This window comes from Methylocystis sp. JAN1 (genome assembly GCF_052186135.1).
In the GTDB taxonomy this organism is placed as follows: Bacteria; Pseudomonadota; Alphaproteobacteria; order Rhizobiales; family Beijerinckiaceae; genus Methylocystis.
This window is the reverse complement of the sequence record NZ_CP181499.1, coordinates 3,074,010-3,090,905: the sequence shown is the minus strand read 5'-3', so window position 1 is coordinate 3,090,905 and position 16,896 is coordinate 3,074,010. Positions and strand designations below refer to the sequence as shown.

The following is a 16,896-nucleotide window of genomic DNA, read 5'->3' as shown; positions in this document are numbered from 1 at the left end:
TCTTTGCGTCCGACGAGCTCGCCAACAGGCTGAAGGCAGGCGGGAAGGCCGGAATCTCCGGGATCAAAATGGTCGGTCGACGCTTCTTGCGAGCGCGATTATTGACGCGCGGCCAACGGCGCCGCTCTGCCTTTTGACCTCGCGACCTCAGGAGAAGAGGATCATGGTCGGGATGCTGCGGATGCCGAAGCGGGCGGCGATCTCGGGAACGCGTTCGGTGTCGAGTTTGGCGAGGCGCGCCGTCGGCTCGACGTCGCGCGCGGCGGCCTCGAATTCCGGCGCCATGGCGCGACATGGTCCGCACCATGCCGCCCAGAAGTCGACCAGCACTGGCACTTCCGTCTTCCCGACCATCCGATCGAAATCCTCGGCGCTCCCGAGTTCGACCGGATGGCCGTTGAACAACGGCGCATGGCATCGCCCGCAGTCCGGCAGTTGTCCGGCGATAAGTCCGGACTCCGGGGCCTTGTTGAGGCCGCCGCAGTTGGGACAGACGATGACGAGGCTTCTTTCCAAGATTCCCTCCGCCGCAAAGGGCCGGGTTGGAGCACCCGACGACAAGGCCGCAGCGACTCATCTAATCATCCACTTGAGCAACGAACAGAAGCCGTAGCGCAGCCGGCTCCGCGTCAGCGCTCCTGTCCGGCCCCGTCACCGGTGTCGTCGTCACTTGAGTTCCAGCGCAGCTCCTCGGGAATCTCACTGCGCATGATCATGTCGATTTCCGCGTCCGAGAGTTCTGTAGTTCCGACGGCGGCGCGCGCGTTTGTCGATCCGCAGGACGGGCAGACGAGCCGCCCGTCCCACTCGATCTCTTGGTCGAAGCCGCAGTCGCGGCATTGCAATCTGGCCATGGTCAGGTCTCCTTAACTGGCGCGCATGCGGATGCGGCGGACACGTCGATCACGAAGGACGGATCGAACTCCCGCAGACAGTCCTCTCCGACGTGTCCGCGCGGGTTGCAGACGATCCGCGTCGGCCCGACCCGATACTCCCGCCGCGCATGGACGTGCCCGTGCACCCACAGGTCGGGCGATCGGGCGTGGATCAGGGGCGATAGGTCGCTCGCGTAGCACCAGCGCAGATCGGCGTGGGGGTCCCACAGGGACGCCGGGTGCGGCGCGTGGTGGGTGACGACCACGCTCGGCCCGTCGAAGGGCGTCGCTAGCGTCGAGTCCAGGAAAGCCCGGCTCGCCCGGTGCATCGCGACGGTGTCCATCGGGCGTACGTACTTGTGCCGCCCCGTTGGGCGCCGCCGGATGCGGCGGTAGTCGTTCATCCACCGCCGCGCCGTCCCGAAGGCGTGGCTGGGCGAATAGGTGCCGACCCGCATGTCGGTCCACAAGGTCGCGCCGACGAAGCGCGCGCCGGCGATCTCGACGGCGTCGTCCATCAGCAGATCGACGCCCCGCCGGGCCGCGACGTCGCGCCCGCGCTCGACTTGGCCGTCGAAGGTGTAGGGGTCGCCGGCGCCGTCGAACCAGAAGTCGTGGTTCCCCGGGACGTAGACCGTCCGGCAGCCGGGGAAGCGGTCGCCCAGCCAGTCGACGGCGGCGGTGAGGGGCGAATGCAGGTCGCCGGCGGCCACGACGATATCGAAGCCGTCCGCCGGGGCGTGCCGCGCGGGATCCCACGCGTTCGGCCCCCAGTCCTGATGCAGGTCGGAAAAGATCCACAGCCGCGGCATGGCGGCCTCCTCGAATTGGTCGGCCACGGGCGCCGGGCGCCGCTTGGCCGTGTGACGACTTTTGGGATGATGGCGGACTCTGCCGCCGGAGACGCCGGCTTAGCTGCGGGTGCCTTTGACCGCGCGCGGACGCTTGCCGCCGGCTACCGGCCGGCAGACGCGTTCGAGGAGTATGGCGCGGTTCGTCGTCATGGGGGCGATCGCCTACAGGATCCGAGGGACGGGAGTCAACGGCTCTCCGCGGCGGAGGTTAATGCCGGCGCGATCGAGTCCTCCGCTCGTCGATGAGATGTGGCCAGCTTCCCTCTTACGCCGCCACGAACTGTTCTCGCTTCAGGAAAAGGCGCAACACGACCAAGAGGTCCTCGGCGACGCGATGGGCGCCGACGTCCACGCAGCTTCTCAAGTCGTGGACGATCATGTCTTTCACGAAAGCCGGGCCGCGATGAAGGTTCAGCAGGTAGCTTTTCAGAAGCGTGTGATGCCGCGCGCAGGGGGCCACATCGGCGATAAGACCGGTGTTCAAACCTGCCACTTCGTTACACTGCTGACGCGAGTTCATGCATGCCTCATTGCCGCTTGAGATGCCTTCCGTAGCAGGGATGCCGTCTGCTCGAAATTCGTGGAAGGACGTATTGACGCGGTCCGTCGCGAGCCGTGCCGAGACAAAACTCTTGCAAAGGTCCAGTCAGCGGCCCGGGGTCATGGCAGGGCCTCCGCCGGAGGAGCGGGGGAAGCGGCAGCCGGCGAGATGAGGTCGGGATCGTCGTCACCAGAGCCCGCGCGGTTTACCCGTGTCGAGACGACCCATTCCCGCAAGGCGTCCTCGGGCGGCGGTTTGAGCAGAGCGGACGGGTCTTCCCCGCGCATCCACGCTTCGGCGTCGCGCCAGCCTAGGATGACGGGCATGCGGTCGTGGAAGCAGGCCATCCAGCCGTTTGCCGGCCCCACGACGATCGTGGTCGAGACGAGCGGCTCGCCCGTCTCGGGGTGCGTCCCCGGCTCCCAGAGGGCGGCGAAGGCCAGCGGCTCGCCGGACGGCGCCGTGAAGTAGTGGGGCGTCTTGGAGCCGGGCGCGCCGGTCCATTCGTAGAAGCCGCTCGCGGGGATGACGCACCGGCGGGACTTGAAGGCAGAGCGGAACATCGGCTTCTCGGCCACCGTCTCGGCCCGGGCGTTGAACGTTGCCGGCAGTTCCTTGAACGGCTTCTTCCACCACGACGGGACGAGGCCCCACCGCATCGGAACCAGTTCGGCGCCGCCCTCCGCGGCTGGACGGATGACCTCGACGGAGGTCGTCGGCGCGATGTTGAAGCGGGGCGGCAGGTTGCGCGGCCGGCCGATCAGGCCGGCGAGCCGGTGGATTTCCGACCATGACAGGTGCTGGGTGAAGCGTCCACACATGGCGGGAGGATACCGCCGGAGGCCTGTCGGCGCCACAAATGGGGGGGCGCCGATCAAGGGCAATAAAGAGCAAGTATTCCGCTCGCGACGTCGCAAGTCGAGTCAAGGTATCGGCGTGGCCGGCGCTCCGTGGCGCGCCGCCACGCGCCCGGCGCACAGATCTTCTGAAGTATCCATAAGTATTTCGTCGACCCCGGCGGAATCAGCCTCTGGACCGGGTTTGACTCAGCTTATGGGGGCGATTTGCAGCTTATGGGGTAATGCACATACGCGTCACACATCCAAATTCGCGACATTCAGCGCATTCTCGTGGATGAATTCGCGCCGGGGCTCCACCACGTCGCCCATCAGCTTCACGAAAATGTCGTCGGCCTCGGCGGCCTCCTTCACCTTCACCTGCAGCAGCGAGCGCGCCTCGCGGTCGAGCGTCGTTTCCCAGAGCTGCTCGGCGTTCATTTCGCCCAAGCCTTTGTAGCGCTGGATGGTGAGGCCCTTGCGGCCGATCTGGCTCATTGCGTCATAAAGCGCGATGGGGCCTGAAAGCGGCGCCTCGTCGCCGCGGCGGATGAGCGTCGCCGGCGCGGAGAAGACGTCGCGCAGGGAATCCGCGCGCTCCTGCAGCTTGCGCGCTTCGGACGAGTTCAGCATCGCCGCGTCGAGCATGACGGCCTGCGTTACGCCGCGCAGCGTGCGCTTGAAGACGTAACCGCCCTCGCGGGTCTCGCCGGTCCAGCCGCGTTCGGTCTCTTCGGCGATCGCGTCGAGACGGCGCGCGACTTCGGCCGCAAGCTTCTCCGCCTCGCCATTTTCGTCATGCGGCTTCAAGGCGCCCGCCATGGCGGCTTGCTCAACCACGCTGCGGTCATAGCGCGAATGCAGGCTCGCCATCACCGTGCGGAAGGCGCGCGCGTCTTCCAGCACCTTGCGCAGATCGGCGCCGGCGCGATCTTCGGACCCGGTGCGCAGCACCGCGCCGTCGAGCAGCGAGTCGATGAGATAATCCTCCAGCGCGCGCTCGTCCTTGAGATATTGCGTCGACTTGCCCTTGGTCACCTTGTAGAGCGGCGCCTGGGCGATGAAGACATGGCCGCGCTCGATCAGCTCCGGCATCTGCCGGTAGAAGAAGGTCAGGATCAGCGTGCGAATATGGGCGCCGTCGACGTCGGCGTCGGTCATGATGATGATTTTGTGGTAGCGTAGCTTGTCGGCGTTGAATTCGTCACGCCCCACGCCCGTTCCGAGCGCCGTGATCAGCGTGCCGATCTGCTCGGAGGACAGCATCTTGTCGAAGCGCGCGCGCTCGACATTGAGGATCTTGCCGCGCAGCGGGAGCACGGCCTGATAGGCGCGGTCGCGCCCCTGTTTGGCGGTGCCGCCGGCCGAATCGCCCTCGACGATGAAGAGCTCGGCCTTGGCCGGATCGCGCTCCTGGCAGTCCGCGAGCTTGCCGGGAAGGTTCGCGACGTCGAGCGCGCCCTTGCGGCGGGTCAGCTCACGCGCCTTGCGCGCCGCCTCGCGCGCGGCCGCCGCCTCCACGACCTTGGAGACGACATTTTTCGCATCCGCCGGATGTTCTTCGAGCCACTGGCCCAGAAGGTCGTTCACCACATTCTCGACCGCCGGACGCACTTCGGAGGAGACGAGCTTGTCCTTTGTTTGCGATGAAAATTTCGGGTCCGGCACTTTCACCGAGAGCACGCAGGTGAGGCCCTCGCGGCAATCGTCGCCCGAGAGATCGACCTTTTCGCGTTTCGTCAGTCCCGACGAATCCGCATAGCCGGTGATCTGACGCGTCAGCGCCGCGCGGAAGCCCGCGAGATGCGTGCCGCCGTCGCGCTGCGGAATGTTGTTGGTGAAGGCCAGCACGTTCTCGTGGTACGAGTCGTTCCACCACAGCGCGACTTCGACCGTGATATGCTCGCGCTGGCCCTTGATGAGGATCGGCGCGCTCATCAGCGGCTGCTTGGCGCGATCGAGCCAGCGCACGAAAGCCTCCAATCCGCCTTCGTAATAAAGCTCCTCCTGCTTGACCTCCGCGTGGCGCGCGTCGGTGAGGACGATGCGCACGCCCGAGTTCAAGAAGGCGAGTTCACGCAGGCGATGCTCGATCGTCGCATAGTCGAACTCGACCATGGTGAAGGTCGCGGGCGAGGGCAGGAAGGTGACTTCCGTGCCGCGCTTCGGGGCGCCGTCCTCTATCGGCGCATCGCCGACGACTTTCAGGTCATCGATCGCGTCGCCATGCGAGAACTCCATGAAATGCTCTTTGCCATTGCGCCAGATGCGCAGCCTGAGCCACACGGAGAGCGCATTGACCACAGAAACGCCGACGCCATGCAGGCCGCCCGAAACCTTATAGGAGTTCTGGTCGAATTTGCCGCCCGCATGGAGCTGGGTCATGATGACGTTGGCCGCCGACACGCCCTCTTCCGGGTGGATGTCGGTCGGGATGCCGCGGCCATTATCCGTCACCGTGCAGGAGCCGTCGGCGTTGAGCGTGACCGTGACGCGCGTCGCGTGGCCGGCGAGGGCTTCGTCGATCGCATTGTCGACGACTTCATAGACCATGTGATGCAGGCCGGTCCCGTCATCCGTGTCGCCGATATACATGCCCGGACGCTTGCGAACCGCGTCAAGGCCGCGCAGCACCTTGATGGATTCGGCGCCATATTCGGAGGGGTCGTTCGGCTTCTCGTTCTCGCTCATTTCGCTCGCTTTTCCGGGGATTCCGGGCCTTTGATTCGTAAAGCCCATTCTACCCCGGAACGGCAAGCGATTGCACGTGTTAAGAGGGGTTTTCTGGTTGCGTTAACTATTTGATATTTCCAAGTCTTCTCCGATCAAAATCATGCGGATGGCCGGAATGCCCGCCATTATATCCGAAATGAGGCTCGCGAAGCCCGCCAACGCCGCCGCCGTGAGCCGCCACAGCGAAAATGTGACGTTGAAGCGGTCGCCCTCAATCGTGATCTGTCCGGCGCCGTCTTCATCGCCGCGCCCTTCGCGTCGTCTTTCAGCCGGCATGGGTCGTTTCGAGAAGCCTGCGCAGCGCGGCGTCCGCCGCCCTGGCCGCCCAGTTGCGGCGGGCGAAGACGACGAAGCAATCCGGAGCGCGCCATTGCGGCTCCGGATTTTGATCCGCTTCGTTCGCAATGAGGGGGGATTCAAGTCCGTTCAGCGATAGCCTTCCTCCGCCAGCACCTGCCGCACGGCGGGCCGCGCCTTCATGCGCTGATAATGCGAAGAGCAGTTCAGGGGCAGGGCCATGCCGATCTTGTCCGCCCAGAATTCGACATAGAACAGCGCTGCGTCGGCGATGGAGAAGGGGCCGACGGCGTATTCACGGCCTGCGATCTCCCGGTCGACGGTCTCGAAGGCGGAGGCCGCGATCGCATGGCCCTCCGCGATCGTGGCGTCCGGGTCCGGTCCGTAGCGGTCGGGCGTGAAGACGCGGCGGAAGGCCTCTCCGTGGATGTGGCGCGTGCAGAAGGCGAGCATGGCGCGCGCCTCGTCGGCGAGGACGGGATCGTCGGGCAGGAGCTTGCGCCGGGGATAGGTCTGCGCCAGCCATGTCGCAATGCCGACAAAATCGGTCAGCGCCGTCCCGTCGTCGAGAACGAGCGTCGGAATCGTGCCCTGCGGATTGATGGCGAGATATTCCGGCTTGAGATGGTCGCCGCGTGGCAGGTTGAGAACATAGGCCTCGAAAACAAGGCCGATTTCCTCAAGCAGGATGTGAATGCCGGTCGAGCAGGAGCCCGGCGTCATGTAGAATTTCATGGGCGCGCCTTTCGGTTGCGTGGAGATTGCAACGGGGGCGCCAAGCGGCGTCCCCCTCTCCCCGCAAGCGGGAAGAGGGAGAGTCAACGCAGCGCCTCTTCCAGCGCCTCTAGAAATGCATCGCCATAGCGGGCCACTTTCCGTTCGCCCACGCCATGCACCTCAAGCAGTTCGTCGAGCGTCGCGGGGCGTTTTTCCGCCATGTCGATCAGTGTGCGGTCGGCAAAGATCACATAGGCCGGCACGCCCTCCTCCTGCGCGAGCGCGCGCCGTTTGCGTTTGAGCGCCGCGAGGATGCGCTCGGTGGTCTCGTCGAGATTCGGCGTCTCTTTGCGCTGGCGCTCGCGGCGCGCCAGCGGGTCGCTGCGCAGCATGATTTTTTCGCGACCGAACAGGATGTCCTCGCCTTTCGCCGTGAGCGCGAAGCCGCCATGCTCCGCACTCGCCGTCTGCAAGGCGCCGGCGGCGAAAAGCTGGCGCAGGATCGAGGCCCACTCCTGTTTGGCGTGATCCTTCCCGACGCCGAAGGTCTTGATCGCGTCATGCCCGTGGCGGCGAACGGCCTCGGTCGCTTCGCCGCGCAGCACGTCGGCGATATGGTTCGCGCCGAAACGCTGGCCGGTGCGATAGACGGCTGAGAGCGCCTTTTGCGCGGGGATGAGGCCGTCGAAGACCGAAACCTTGCCCTGGCACACGTCGCAGCGCTCGCAGGGCGGCGCTTCCTCGGCGAAATAGGCCAGCAGCGTCTGGCGCCGGCAGCGCGGCGTCTCGCAAAGCATGGCGAGCGCGGAGAATCGGTCATGCTCGATGCGGCGGCGTTCTTCGCTCACCTCCTTCTCGTCGATGCGGCGGCGGCGGAACGCCATGTCGTCGAGGCCGTAGAGCGTCAGCGTGTCGGCGGGCAGCCCGTCACGGCCCGCGCGGCCGATCTCCTGGTAATAGCTCTCCACGGAGGACGGCATGTCGGCATGGGCCACGAAGCGCACGTCCGGCTTGTTGACGCCCATGCCGAAAGCGATGGTCGCGACGGCGATGACGCCGTCCTCCCGCAGGAAGCGGTCGCCGTTGCGGTTGCGCATCGTTTGATCGAGGCCCGCGTGATAGGGAAGGGCGTCGTAGCCCTGGTCAACGAAATAGGCGGCGAGGTCTTCCGTGCGCTGGCGCGAGGAGCAATAGACAATGCCGCTCTCGCCCTTGTGGCGTTCGAGAAAGCGCGACAATTGCCGGCGCGGCTGCTCCTTCAGCGCGAAATTGAGCGCGATGTTGGGCCGGTCGAAACTGTGCAGGAAGAGCTGCGGCGGCGAGGGGAAGAGACGCCTGGCGATATCCTCGCGCGTCGCGGCGTCGGCGGTGGCGGTGAGGCCGACGACCTGGATGCCGCCCAGCGCCTCGGCGGCGCGGCCGATCTCGCGATATTCCGGGCGGAAGTCGTGCCCCCATTCCGAGACGCAATGCGCTTCGTCGATCGCGAGGCGGCGCGGGCGCGCGCGGCGCAGATCGGCGATGAGGCCGTCCATCATCAGCCGCTCGGGCGAGACGTAGAGAAGGCGCAGGTCGCCCTCGCGCATGGCGCGGCGCGCCTCGTCATTCTCCTCGGCGCCATTCATGGAGTTGAGGGTCGCCGCGGCGACGCCAAGCGCCCGCATCTGTCGCACCTGATCGCGCATCAGCGCGATGAGCGGCGAGACCACGACGGTGAGCGCCCCCTCCATGATGGCCGGAAGCTGGTAGCACATGGATTTGCCGCTGCCGGTGGGCATGACCGCGAGAACCGGTCCGCCGGCGAGCGCGGCGGCGATGATCTCCGCCTGACCGGGGCGAAAGTCGTCATAGCCGAAGACGGATTTGAGCAGCGCGCGGGCTTGCGGGGGGAGGTCGGACATGCCTGCGGGATAGCATAAGCGAGGGTTGCGGGCTATTTGCGACGCCCGTCATTGCTTCGCTCCGCGCCCCCGCAAGGACGTAGCTCCAATAATCAAATGAGCAGGCTGCGCGCGAGCGGCTCCTGCAACTCCGGCCCGTCGCTCGACACCTTGTTCACGGCGGGGCCGATCTCGAAAAATGACAGCGCGTCCTCGGCCGCCGGCCTCAGCAGCCCGGCCGCGCTCCGGTCGGAAACGTCGTCGCAATCGAGCCAGGCGGCGAAATCCTGCGGCTCCAATATGACAGGCATGCGGTCACAGACGGCGACGGTCGCGGCGTTGCCCCGCGTCGTCAGAATGCAGGCCGTGTCGATCTCCGACCCGTCCGCTCCGAATAGGTTTCCCACAAACCGGCGAAGCCCATCGGCGCCCCGTCGGCGCGGCGGAAGAGATAGGGCTTTTTCTCAATTCTGCGTCCCGCGCCGCCAAGATTCAGCCATTCGTAATAGGCGTCGGCGGGCACGAGGCAGCGCCGCCGCTTCATCGCGGCGCGAAAGCTCGCCTTATCGAGGACCGTCTCGGACCTAGCGTTGACGATCAACGGAAAATTTCGCGGATCTTTTGCAAAGCCAGGCAGAAAGCCCCAGCGGGCCAGCATGAAGCGGCGCGGCGCGCGATCGCCGCGCTCACCCGTGACAATCGGAATGGGCTGCGTCGGCGCGATATTGTAACGGGGCGGAAAGTTTGGCGTTTCGGCATAGCCGAACAGCCGCCTGACGGCCTCCGGCGCCGAAGTCAGCGCGTAACGTCCGCACATAAGTTTTTGTCCCTTGCGCCGCGCTTATATCGGAGAGGCGCGCCGCCCTCAACGCGCAGCTTACCGCCGCGTTTCCGGCAAGGAATTGTTATCGGCCGCACAAGCTCGTTTTGGGCGCATGGGCGAGACCCGACGCCATCGCCCTGGCGAGCGTCGCTTCGGGCTCCCGCCAGTTGCGGGACCGGGCGCCCGGCGCGGAGCGCCTCGTGGCGACCTGCGCGGGCGAAAAGATGCGGATCATCGTGATCCGCGCCTCGCATCTCGTCAATTACGCCAATATAGAAGACCGACTGACCTTATCTTGCCTTGGCGAAAAAGGCCGCGAGCCGTTCGCGCGTCGTGGGCGAGGCGAGCGCTTTCGCGAAAATCGCCGCCTCTTCGTCGATCCGCGCGAGAATGTCCGTCGGATCGCCGCGCATCAACCGGCGCGAGGCCATGAGCGCGGCCGGGGGCTTGGCGGCGAGTTTCTGCGCCGCGGCCATGGCGGTCGCCAGCACCGACTCCGGTGGCGCAAGCGCGTTGATCAGACCAAGCGCATGCGCTTCGGCGCCCGAAAAGCCGTCGCCGAGGAGCAGATATTGCGAAGCCCGCGCCAGGCCGAGCCGTTGCGGAACCAGAAGGCTCGCTCCCGCCTCCGGCACGAGGCCGAGGTCGATGAAAGGCATGCGCAGCCGCGCTTCCGGGCTCGCATAGACGAGGTCGCAATGGAACAGCATGGTGGTTCCAACGCCAATCGCGTCCCCGGCCACGGCGGCGACCATCGGCTTCTCGAAGGCCGCGATCGTCTTCACGAAGGTCAGGGCCGGGAACGCGCCGGGTTGGTCCAGGAAATCCCGGAAGTCGGCGAGGTCGTTGCCGGCCGTGAAGTCGCCGTCGGCTCCCGCGAAAAGGACCGCCCGGACGCCGTCATCGGCTCGCGCCGCGTCCAGCGCCGCGATCGCGGCGAGATATGTCTCGCGATCCAGGGCGTTCTTCTTTTCGGGGCGGTTGAACAGGAGCCGAAGAACGCCGTTCTCTCTGGCAACAAGAACCTTCTCGGTCATCGTCGGCTCCTCGCGCGCTCCGAGGCCCGCCCGAAGGCGGCGCGGCGCCGACGGGCTTTTCCCAGTCCGTCTAGAAAGCTCCGGGTTCTTCCTTTTCGCAATGGGATTCTGGCGCGGCGGCGGTCGCGCTCGCCGCGGTGAAGCCGACGCCGTCCGCGCGTGGGCGACGGCGCCTCGCTTGGCTCGAAAATCGGAAGAAATCTGAGAACCGAACGCCGCTTGCGCCCCTGTGCCGAAAACTGAACAATTCGGAAAAACTTTTCTAAGATTAGGGTGTTACGCGTCCTTTAGCCCCCAGGCGCCCTTGCAAGGCGGGACGGATGCGCTTAAGCCCTGCTTTCAGGCGTCTTGTCGGCGTATCGGCTATCATTGCTTCCGCAAAACGGATAATTTTGCGGGCGTCGGCCAGCCAGCGCCGGGGCGGCCATCAGGGCGGCGGGAATGCGCGGATTTTTCAGTTGGTTCTTCGGCGATCCGGCGCAGCGCACGCAGAGTTTCCTGCGCGCTGGGGAGCAGCGGCTCGTCCAGTCGCTCGTCGAGAAAGTTCCCGATAGCGTCGATCCCGTGCAGCTTTCGGGCCTTGGCGTCCTGGGCGCCCTCGCCGCCGCGACGACCCTCGTCGCCGCCCGGAACTGGCCGGGCGCCGTCTCGCTCCTTCCCGCTGCGATGACCGTGAACTGGTTCGGGCTTTCGGTCGATTTGCCGCTCGCCCGCAGCCGGGGCGCCGAGGCCGCCGCGGAAAGCATGGCGCATCATCTGGGCGAAATCTTCTCCCATCTGGCGATCCTGCTGGCTTATGGATTCTCGCCCTTCCTGACAATGCGTTCGGCCACGATCGTCATCGTCTGCTACCTGCTCTTTTCCGCCTATGGTTACATCCGGGCGGCGACCCGGCATGTAGACCAGATGGCCTATATCGGGATCGGGGTGACCGAGTTCCGCGTTCTGCTGGCGCTCTGGCCTTTCGCCGCCTTTTTGCTCGGCGTCCCGGAGACGATCGGGGAAAGGTTGCCGCCCATCGACCTGGCGATCATGTCGCTCGCGGGCCTCACGGTGATGGGGCTGATCGCGAAGCTTTTTCTCGACGGCCGGAAAATTACGGCCGCTTCAGGCCGCGAGGACTAATTTTGCCGCATTGCAGCGTAACCTTGGCGGACATGGATCCCTCGGTAGCGGGTTTCGGCGTTAAGGTTCGTACAACCTTATTTTCGGAATTCGGGTAGCGGTTAATCAACCTTAACAATGGGCTGTGACATAACCGCCACATGGGGAGACAATTGAGCGGCGTCGAGGTCCTCCTACCCGTAAGGCGTTGGAAGTGCTGGGCGCAGTCTGGTAGTTTGAGCCTCTCCGGATTGAGGCTCTGGCGCGTTTGGAGCGGCTTTGAGAACTTCGTGCGTCACTCTTTTTAAGTGTTTAGCCTTCGCGTTCGTCGCGGGCCAATTGTCGGGCTGCGGGCTGACGCCGGCCAGCGGCCCCTCGCGCGACGATATGGTGCAAAGCGTCTATTCGCCGCCGGCCGAGGGGGCGGAGCCCTTCGCTTGGGTCGAGATCAACGGGCGTACGCTCGACATTCTTGCGCGCCGCGCGCCGCCGACTCTGCGGGGCTTTTTCGGCGATTATCGCCCGTCGGCTTCGCAGGTGATCGGGGTCGGCGATTCTCTTCAGGTGACGGTTTGGGAGGCGGCCGCCGGCGGCCTCTTTTCAGCCGGGCCCGAGGGCGGCAATGTCGCGCCGGGTTCGCGTTCGGCCGCGATTCCGGAGCAAAGCGTCGGGCGCGACGGCTCGATAACCGTGCCCTATGCCGGGCGCATTCAGGTCGCCGGCCGCACGCAGCAACAGGTCGAAGCCGCAATCGTGGAGCGGCTGCGCGGCAAGGCGATCGAGCCGCAGGCCCTCGTCAGCGTCACCCACAACGTCAGTAATACGGCCACCGTGACCGGCGAAGTCGCCAACGGCGCCCGCGTGCCTCTCTCGCTGCGCGGCGACAAGGTCCTCGACGTCATCGCTGTGGCGGGCGGCTATCGCTCGCCCGTCCACGAGACCTTCATCAGCGTCACGCGCGGCAATCGCACGGCGCGCGCGCCCCTGCAGGCGCTGCTCGCCAATCCGAGCGAGAACATTTTCGTTCGACCGGGCGACGTCCTCACCGTCGAGAGCCGCCCGCAGACTTTTACGGTCGTCGGCGCGACGGGCGCCAACGGCGCCGTGATTCCCTTCGACGCGCGAGGCATCACGCTGGAGGAGGCCCTCGGGAAGTCGGGCGGCCTGGCCGACAATCGCGCGGATCCCGACGGCTTGTTCGTCATGCGCTACGAGCCGGAGCCGCTCGTTCGGGAGTTCCCGAACGTGTCGCCGAAACTCTTGGAGCACCAGAATATTCCCGTCGCCTACCATCTGAATATGAAAGATCCGTCCGCGCTTTTCGCGGCGCGGCGATTCGCGATCCGGGACAAGGACATCATCTATGTGTCGAACTCGCCGCTGGCCGAGGTCGGCAAGGTGGTGCAACTCGTGCAAACGCTTTCGCAGCCGGCGATTCAAGGTGTCGCGGTCAGTCGGATCGCGCGGTGACGATGAGCGTGTTGCGCCGCAAAATTACCTCCCGATCGAGGGCTGCGTCCTTGACCGGGAGGCTGGTATGGGAGACAATAGAGGCGTTCCGATCCGAACCATTCGTCGCGTCTCGCGCCTCTGAGCCTCGTAGTTTTACGTCGCTGCCTGGCAGAAACGCCAGGATTGATTGCTAAGCGTTGTTCCAGGAGGGCGTCGTGGCCAACGTCAGAATTAATGATAGTATGCTCGCGATCGCCGAGCGCGCGACGCTCGCGTGGCTTGTCCGTCGCCTGCCCCCTTCCGTAACGCCCGATCATCTCACGTCAATTGGCTTGGTGGGCGCCTTGGTGACGGCCTCTGGTTTCATCGCCTGCTGGTGGTCGAACTGGTTCCTTTTCGCGGTCGTCTTCGGCCTGTTTCTCAACTGGTTCGGCGATTCGCTCGATGGCACGCTGGCGCGCTATCGCAAGATCGAGCGGCCTCATTATGGTTATTTCATCGACCATTCGGCCGATCTGATCGCCCAGACGCTGATCGTCGTCGGCCTGGGTTTCTCTCCCTTCTTCACCATTCCCTCGGCGCTGCTGGTTTTGTCGCTCTATCTGCTGATGAGCTCCTACACTTATCTCCGCGTCGTGACAGAAAGCGTGCATCGCCTGTCCTATGGCGGCATGGGCGCCACGGAATTCCGCATTCTGGTCGCTTCCTGGGCGCTGTTCGCCGCCTGGCTCGGACCCGGGATCGCCACGGGCCGACTCTTTTCCTTCATCGCGCTCGACGTGGTCATCGGCCTTCTGTCCGCCTGCACCTTCCTGGGGTTCGTCTGGATCGTCCGCAACGATCTCAGCCGCCTGCAGCATGAGGAGCGGGCGGCGCAGAAGGCCAAGGCGGCAATGCGCGCGCCTGGGCAGGACGTCCTCTTCGAATTGCCCAAGCCTGATCTGGCGGAGCAGGTCGCGCGATAAGACGTTGCATTTTTCCGCGCGAAGACGTTGCGTTTTCTTGCGCGAGGGCGCGCCGGTATTTTCCATGCCGCGGCGGCACGGTGACGCTCGCAAACCGTCGCGACAGAAAGTAAAACCCGTAATCGCGTTGGTTGTGGTGTCGCGAAGCGCCATACCGCCTTCATCAGGGTTTGCGGCGCTGGCATATGAGCAATAAAGACTTGGTGCTTGTCACGGGCGCGAGCGGCTTTATCGGCGGCGCTGTCGCGCGGGGGTTGCTTGCAAAGGGCCATTCCGTCCGCACGCTTGTGCGGCCAACGAGCTTACAGGGCAATGTCCCGCCCGAATGCGAGAGGGTCGCGGGAGACGTCACGGACGCGGAGAGCGTCCGGGCCGCCATGAAGGGCGTGCGTTGGGTCTTTCACGTCGCCGCCAATTATCGTCTTTGGGTTCCTGATCCTGAGCCCGTCTTCCACGTGAATGTCCGCGGCGCCGAGATCGTCATGCGGGAAGCGATGCGGGAGGGCGTCGAGCGCATCGTCCATACCTCGAGCGTGGCGACGCTCGCTGCGGAGAATGGCTGCGTCTGCACGGAGGAAAGCCGTCTCGCGCCCGAGAAGGCCGTCGGCGCCTATAAGCGGAGCAAGATCGTCTCCGAGCGGCTCGTCGAGACGATGATTGAAAAGGAAGGCCTGCCGGCGGTCATCGTCTGCCCCTCGGCGCCGCTCGGGCCCGGCGACGTAAAGCCGACGCCCACCGGCCGGATCGTCTCAGAGGCGATTCGCGGGGCGATGCCGGCCTATGTCGAAACCGGGCTCAATATCGCCCATGTCGACGACGTCGCCGCCGGGCATCTCGCCGCCATGGAGCGGGGGCGGATCGGCGAGCGTTATATCCTCGGCGGCGAAAACTTGACTTTGTGCGACCTGCTGACGGAAATTTCGCGCCTGACAGGCCGTCCGGCGCCACGATTCAAACTGCCCGCAGGACCGCTCATGCCCTTGGCCTACGCCAACGAATGGGGCGCGCGCCTGATGGGCTACGAACCTTTTTTGCATTGCGACAGCTTGAAAATGTCCCGCACGCGCATGTTCTTCGACGACCGGAAGGCGCGGCGCGAGCTCGGATATGAAACCAGGCCGGCGCGGCTCGCCATCGAGGACGCTGTAGATTGGTTCCGCAACGCTTCCCGAAAGAGCCGGATGCGAGGATAAGCCGGGCGCCGCAACGCGCCGCCGCGGCCGTCATCGTCCTTTTCGCTTCCTTACCGAGCAGCCTGGCGGGCGAGCCGCCGAGCGGGTTCAATTTTTGCGCGCCGCCGCCGCGTCCGGGCTGCATCGACGCGCCCGCGTCAGTGGATGCGTGCGAGCTGGAAGTGCAAGCCTTCATCAAGGCCGTGTTCAAATATCGCACCTGCCTCGACAAGGAGAGCGAGCGCGCGGTGCGCGAGGCGAATGACGCGCTGGAAGTGTGGAAATGCCGCTCGGGCGCGGTGCAGTGCCGATGAGCCGCGCCTCCATGCCCCCCGTCGTCTACGATGTCACGCGACTCGTCACGCGCGGACTCAACACTTCCCCCAATGGCATCGACCGGGTCGACTTCGCCCTCGCGCGGCGCTTCTTGAGCCGCGGCGCCGTTCCGCTGTCTTGCACCGCCTTCGGTCCCCGTCTCGCCGAGACGCGAAAAGCGCTGGAGGCGATCGACGAAATCGAGTCGTTCTGGCGCGAGGACGGCGACGTTGCGCGAGACGCCGTCTACCAAGCGGTCGTCGCCGCGCTGACGGCGCCCAAAGGCGCGCGCATCGCACGGGCGCGGCTCGAACGCAAGCCGGGAACGGAGCGCATCGCGCGCAACTGGCGGGCGCTGCGCGACTGGGCGCTGCATCTCGGGCGCCCGCCAAGCGAGATCCCGCAAGGCGCGGTCTATTTCAACGGCACGCAATTCCTGCTCGACCGCCCCTGGTATGTGCGCTGGCTCGGTTCGCGGCCCGACGTGAAGCCGGTTTCTTTCGTCTATGACCTGCTGCCAGTGGATCAGCCGCAGTTTTTCCGGCCCGTCGAGGCGATGCTGCACCCGCGCCGCAACCGTAATATCTGCCGCTTCGCCGCCGGCGTCGTCGTCAGCGCGCGCGAGGTGGCGACCCGGTTCAAGGCCTTCGCCGCCGAAAACGGTCGCGCGGAGATTCCTGTTTGTGTCGCGCGGCTTCCGGTCTCACCCGTCTTCGAGGCCGCGACAGAACCGCCGCGGGAGCTCGCAGGAGTCGATTATTTCGTGGTCTGCGGCACGATCGAGCCGCGCAAGAACCATCTGCTGCTGCTCAATGTCTGGCGAGAGCTGGCGTCGCGCGGGCGCGCGCCGAAGCTCGTCGTCGTCGGCAAGCGCGGCTGGCTCAATGAGAATGTCGTGGACATGATGGCGCGCTGTCCGGCGCTCGCCGCCAATGTCGTCGAGGCGGCCGGGCTCTCGACGCCGGGCCTGCGCCAGTTAATGGCCGGCGCTCGCGCATTGCTCATGCCGTCCTTCGGCGAGGGCTTCGGGCTTCCTGTGGCGGAGGCGCTGGTCGCGGGCGCGCCGGTGATCGCCTCCGATCTCGACGTTTTTCGGGAGGTTGGCGGCGCCGCCCCCGATTATCTGCATCCGCTCGACGGGCTCGGCTGGCTGCAGGCGATCCGCGATTATTCGGAGCCAGAATCGCGGCGCCGCGCTGCGACGCTGGCGCGGATGGCGGAGGTGAAGATCGTCAACGCGCCGGATGTTTTTTTCGAAACCATCGAGACCTTTCTGGCGGCGCTGTAACGTCATA

At 65.5% G+C, this 16,896-nt stretch carries 17 protein-coding genes and 1 pseudogene; 6 read left to right on the top strand and 12 right to left on the bottom strand.

What is annotated here, in order from left to right; genetic code table 11:
• Window positions 1-147: 147 nt before the first annotated feature.
• From ACNHKD_RS14830 to ACNHKD_RS14775, 12 genes and pseudogenes are all read right to left on the bottom strand, one after another.
• On the bottom strand, window positions 148-516 hold the full coding sequence (locus ACNHKD_RS14830) for a thioredoxin domain-containing protein (RefSeq protein ID WP_442754250.1): 369 nt from the start codon (window positions 514-516) through the stop codon (window positions 148-150).
• A gap of 113 nt (window positions 517-629) precedes the next feature.
• Window positions 630-854 carry a hypothetical protein gene (locus tag ACNHKD_RS14825; RefSeq protein WP_442754249.1) on the bottom strand — a complete coding sequence of 75 codons (225 nt, stop codon included), beginning with the start codon at window positions 852-854 and terminating at the stop codon, window positions 630-632.
• 2 nt (window positions 855-856) lie between these two features.
• Window positions 857-1,687: a metallophosphoesterase gene (locus tag ACNHKD_RS14820; RefSeq protein ID WP_442754248.1), complete on the bottom strand. Its 831-nt coding sequence runs from the start codon at window positions 1,685-1,687 to the stop codon at window positions 857-859.
• 307 nt (window positions 1,688-1,994) lie between these two features.
• Entirely contained in the window at window positions 1,995-2,249 is a 255-nt protein-coding gene (locus ACNHKD_RS14815; protein WP_442754247.1) for a hypothetical protein, read from the bottom strand.
• Window positions 2,250-2,389: 140 nt separating this feature from the next.
• The gene (locus ACNHKD_RS14810; RefSeq protein WP_442754246.1) at window positions 2,390-3,091 is read right to left on the bottom strand and encodes an SOS response-associated peptidase; all 702 of its coding nucleotides are present in this window, start codon (window positions 3,089-3,091) and stop codon (window positions 2,390-2,392) included.
• A 273-nt stretch (window positions 3,092-3,364) separates the two neighbouring features.
• Window positions 3,365-5,797 carry a DNA topoisomerase (ATP-hydrolyzing) subunit B gene (gene gyrB, locus ACNHKD_RS14805; RefSeq protein WP_442754245.1) on the bottom strand — a complete coding sequence of 811 codons (2,433 nt, stop codon included), beginning with the start codon at window positions 5,795-5,797 and terminating at the stop codon, window positions 3,365-3,367.
• A gap of 102 nt (window positions 5,798-5,899) precedes the next feature.
• On the bottom strand, window positions 5,900-6,115 hold the full coding sequence (locus ACNHKD_RS14800; protein ID WP_442754244.1) for a hypothetical protein: 216 nt from the start codon (window positions 6,113-6,115) through the stop codon (window positions 5,900-5,902).
• A gap of 150 nt (window positions 6,116-6,265) precedes the next feature.
• Entirely contained in the window at window positions 6,266-6,871 is a 606-nt protein-coding gene (locus ACNHKD_RS14795) for a glutathione S-transferase family protein (RefSeq protein ID WP_442754243.1), read from the bottom strand.
• Between the two features lie 83 nt (window positions 6,872-6,954).
• Window positions 6,955-8,754: a DNA helicase RecQ gene (recQ, locus tag ACNHKD_RS14790; protein ID WP_442754242.1), complete on the bottom strand. Its 1,800-nt coding sequence runs from the start codon at window positions 8,752-8,754 to the stop codon at window positions 6,955-6,957.
• Between the two features lie 92 nt (window positions 8,755-8,846).
• Window positions 8,847-9,550 (bottom strand): annotated as a pseudogene (locus ACNHKD_RS14785) (SOS response-associated peptidase).
• A gap of 88 nt (window positions 9,551-9,638) precedes the next feature.
• The gene (locus ACNHKD_RS14780) at window positions 9,639-9,791 is read right to left on the bottom strand and encodes a hypothetical protein (protein WP_442754241.1); all 153 of its coding nucleotides are present in this window, start codon (window positions 9,789-9,791) and stop codon (window positions 9,639-9,641) included.
• 55 nt (window positions 9,792-9,846) lie between these two features.
• Window positions 9,847-10,593, bottom strand: coding sequence for an enoyl-CoA hydratase-related protein (locus ACNHKD_RS14775; protein ID WP_442754240.1), 747 nt, complete (start codon window positions 10,591-10,593; stop codon window positions 9,847-9,849).
• A 441-nt stretch (window positions 10,594-11,034) separates the two neighbouring features.
• Here ACNHKD_RS14775 and ACNHKD_RS14770 point away from each other — a divergent pair, with 441 nt between their 5' ends.
• From ACNHKD_RS14770 to ACNHKD_RS14745, 6 genes are all read left to right on the top strand, one after another.
• Window positions 11,035-11,718, top strand: a complete 684-nt coding sequence (locus tag ACNHKD_RS14770) for a hypothetical protein (RefSeq protein ID WP_442754239.1) — start codon at window positions 11,035-11,037, stop codon at window positions 11,716-11,718.
• 366 nt (window positions 11,719-12,084) lie between these two features.
• Window positions 12,085-13,167 carry a polysaccharide biosynthesis/export family protein gene (locus ACNHKD_RS14765; protein ID WP_442754238.1) on the top strand — a complete coding sequence of 361 codons (1,083 nt, stop codon included), beginning with the start codon at window positions 12,085-12,087 and terminating at the stop codon, window positions 13,165-13,167.
• A gap of 224 nt (window positions 13,168-13,391) precedes the next feature.
• Window positions 13,392-14,114, top strand: coding sequence for a CDP-alcohol phosphatidyltransferase family protein (locus ACNHKD_RS14760; protein WP_442754237.1), 723 nt, complete (start codon window positions 13,392-13,394; stop codon window positions 14,112-14,114).
• 185 nt (window positions 14,115-14,299) lie between these two features.
• Entirely contained in the window at window positions 14,300-15,307 is a 1,008-nt protein-coding gene (gene hpnA / locus ACNHKD_RS14755) for a hopanoid-associated sugar epimerase (RefSeq protein WP_442754236.1), read from the top strand.
• Window positions 15,308-15,468: 161 nt separating this feature from the next.
• Window positions 15,469-15,600 (top strand): hypothetical protein, encoded by a 132-nt coding sequence (locus tag ACNHKD_RS14750; protein WP_442754235.1) that lies wholly within the window; start codon window positions 15,469-15,471, stop codon window positions 15,598-15,600.
• Window positions 15,597-16,889 (top strand): glycosyltransferase family 4 protein, encoded by a 1,293-nt coding sequence (locus tag ACNHKD_RS14745; RefSeq protein ID WP_442756909.1) that lies wholly within the window; start codon window positions 15,597-15,599, stop codon window positions 16,887-16,889. The genes ACNHKD_RS14750 and ACNHKD_RS14745 overlap by 4 nt, the downstream gene beginning before the upstream one ends.
• The last annotated feature ends 7 nt before the right edge of the window (window positions 16,890-16,896 follow it).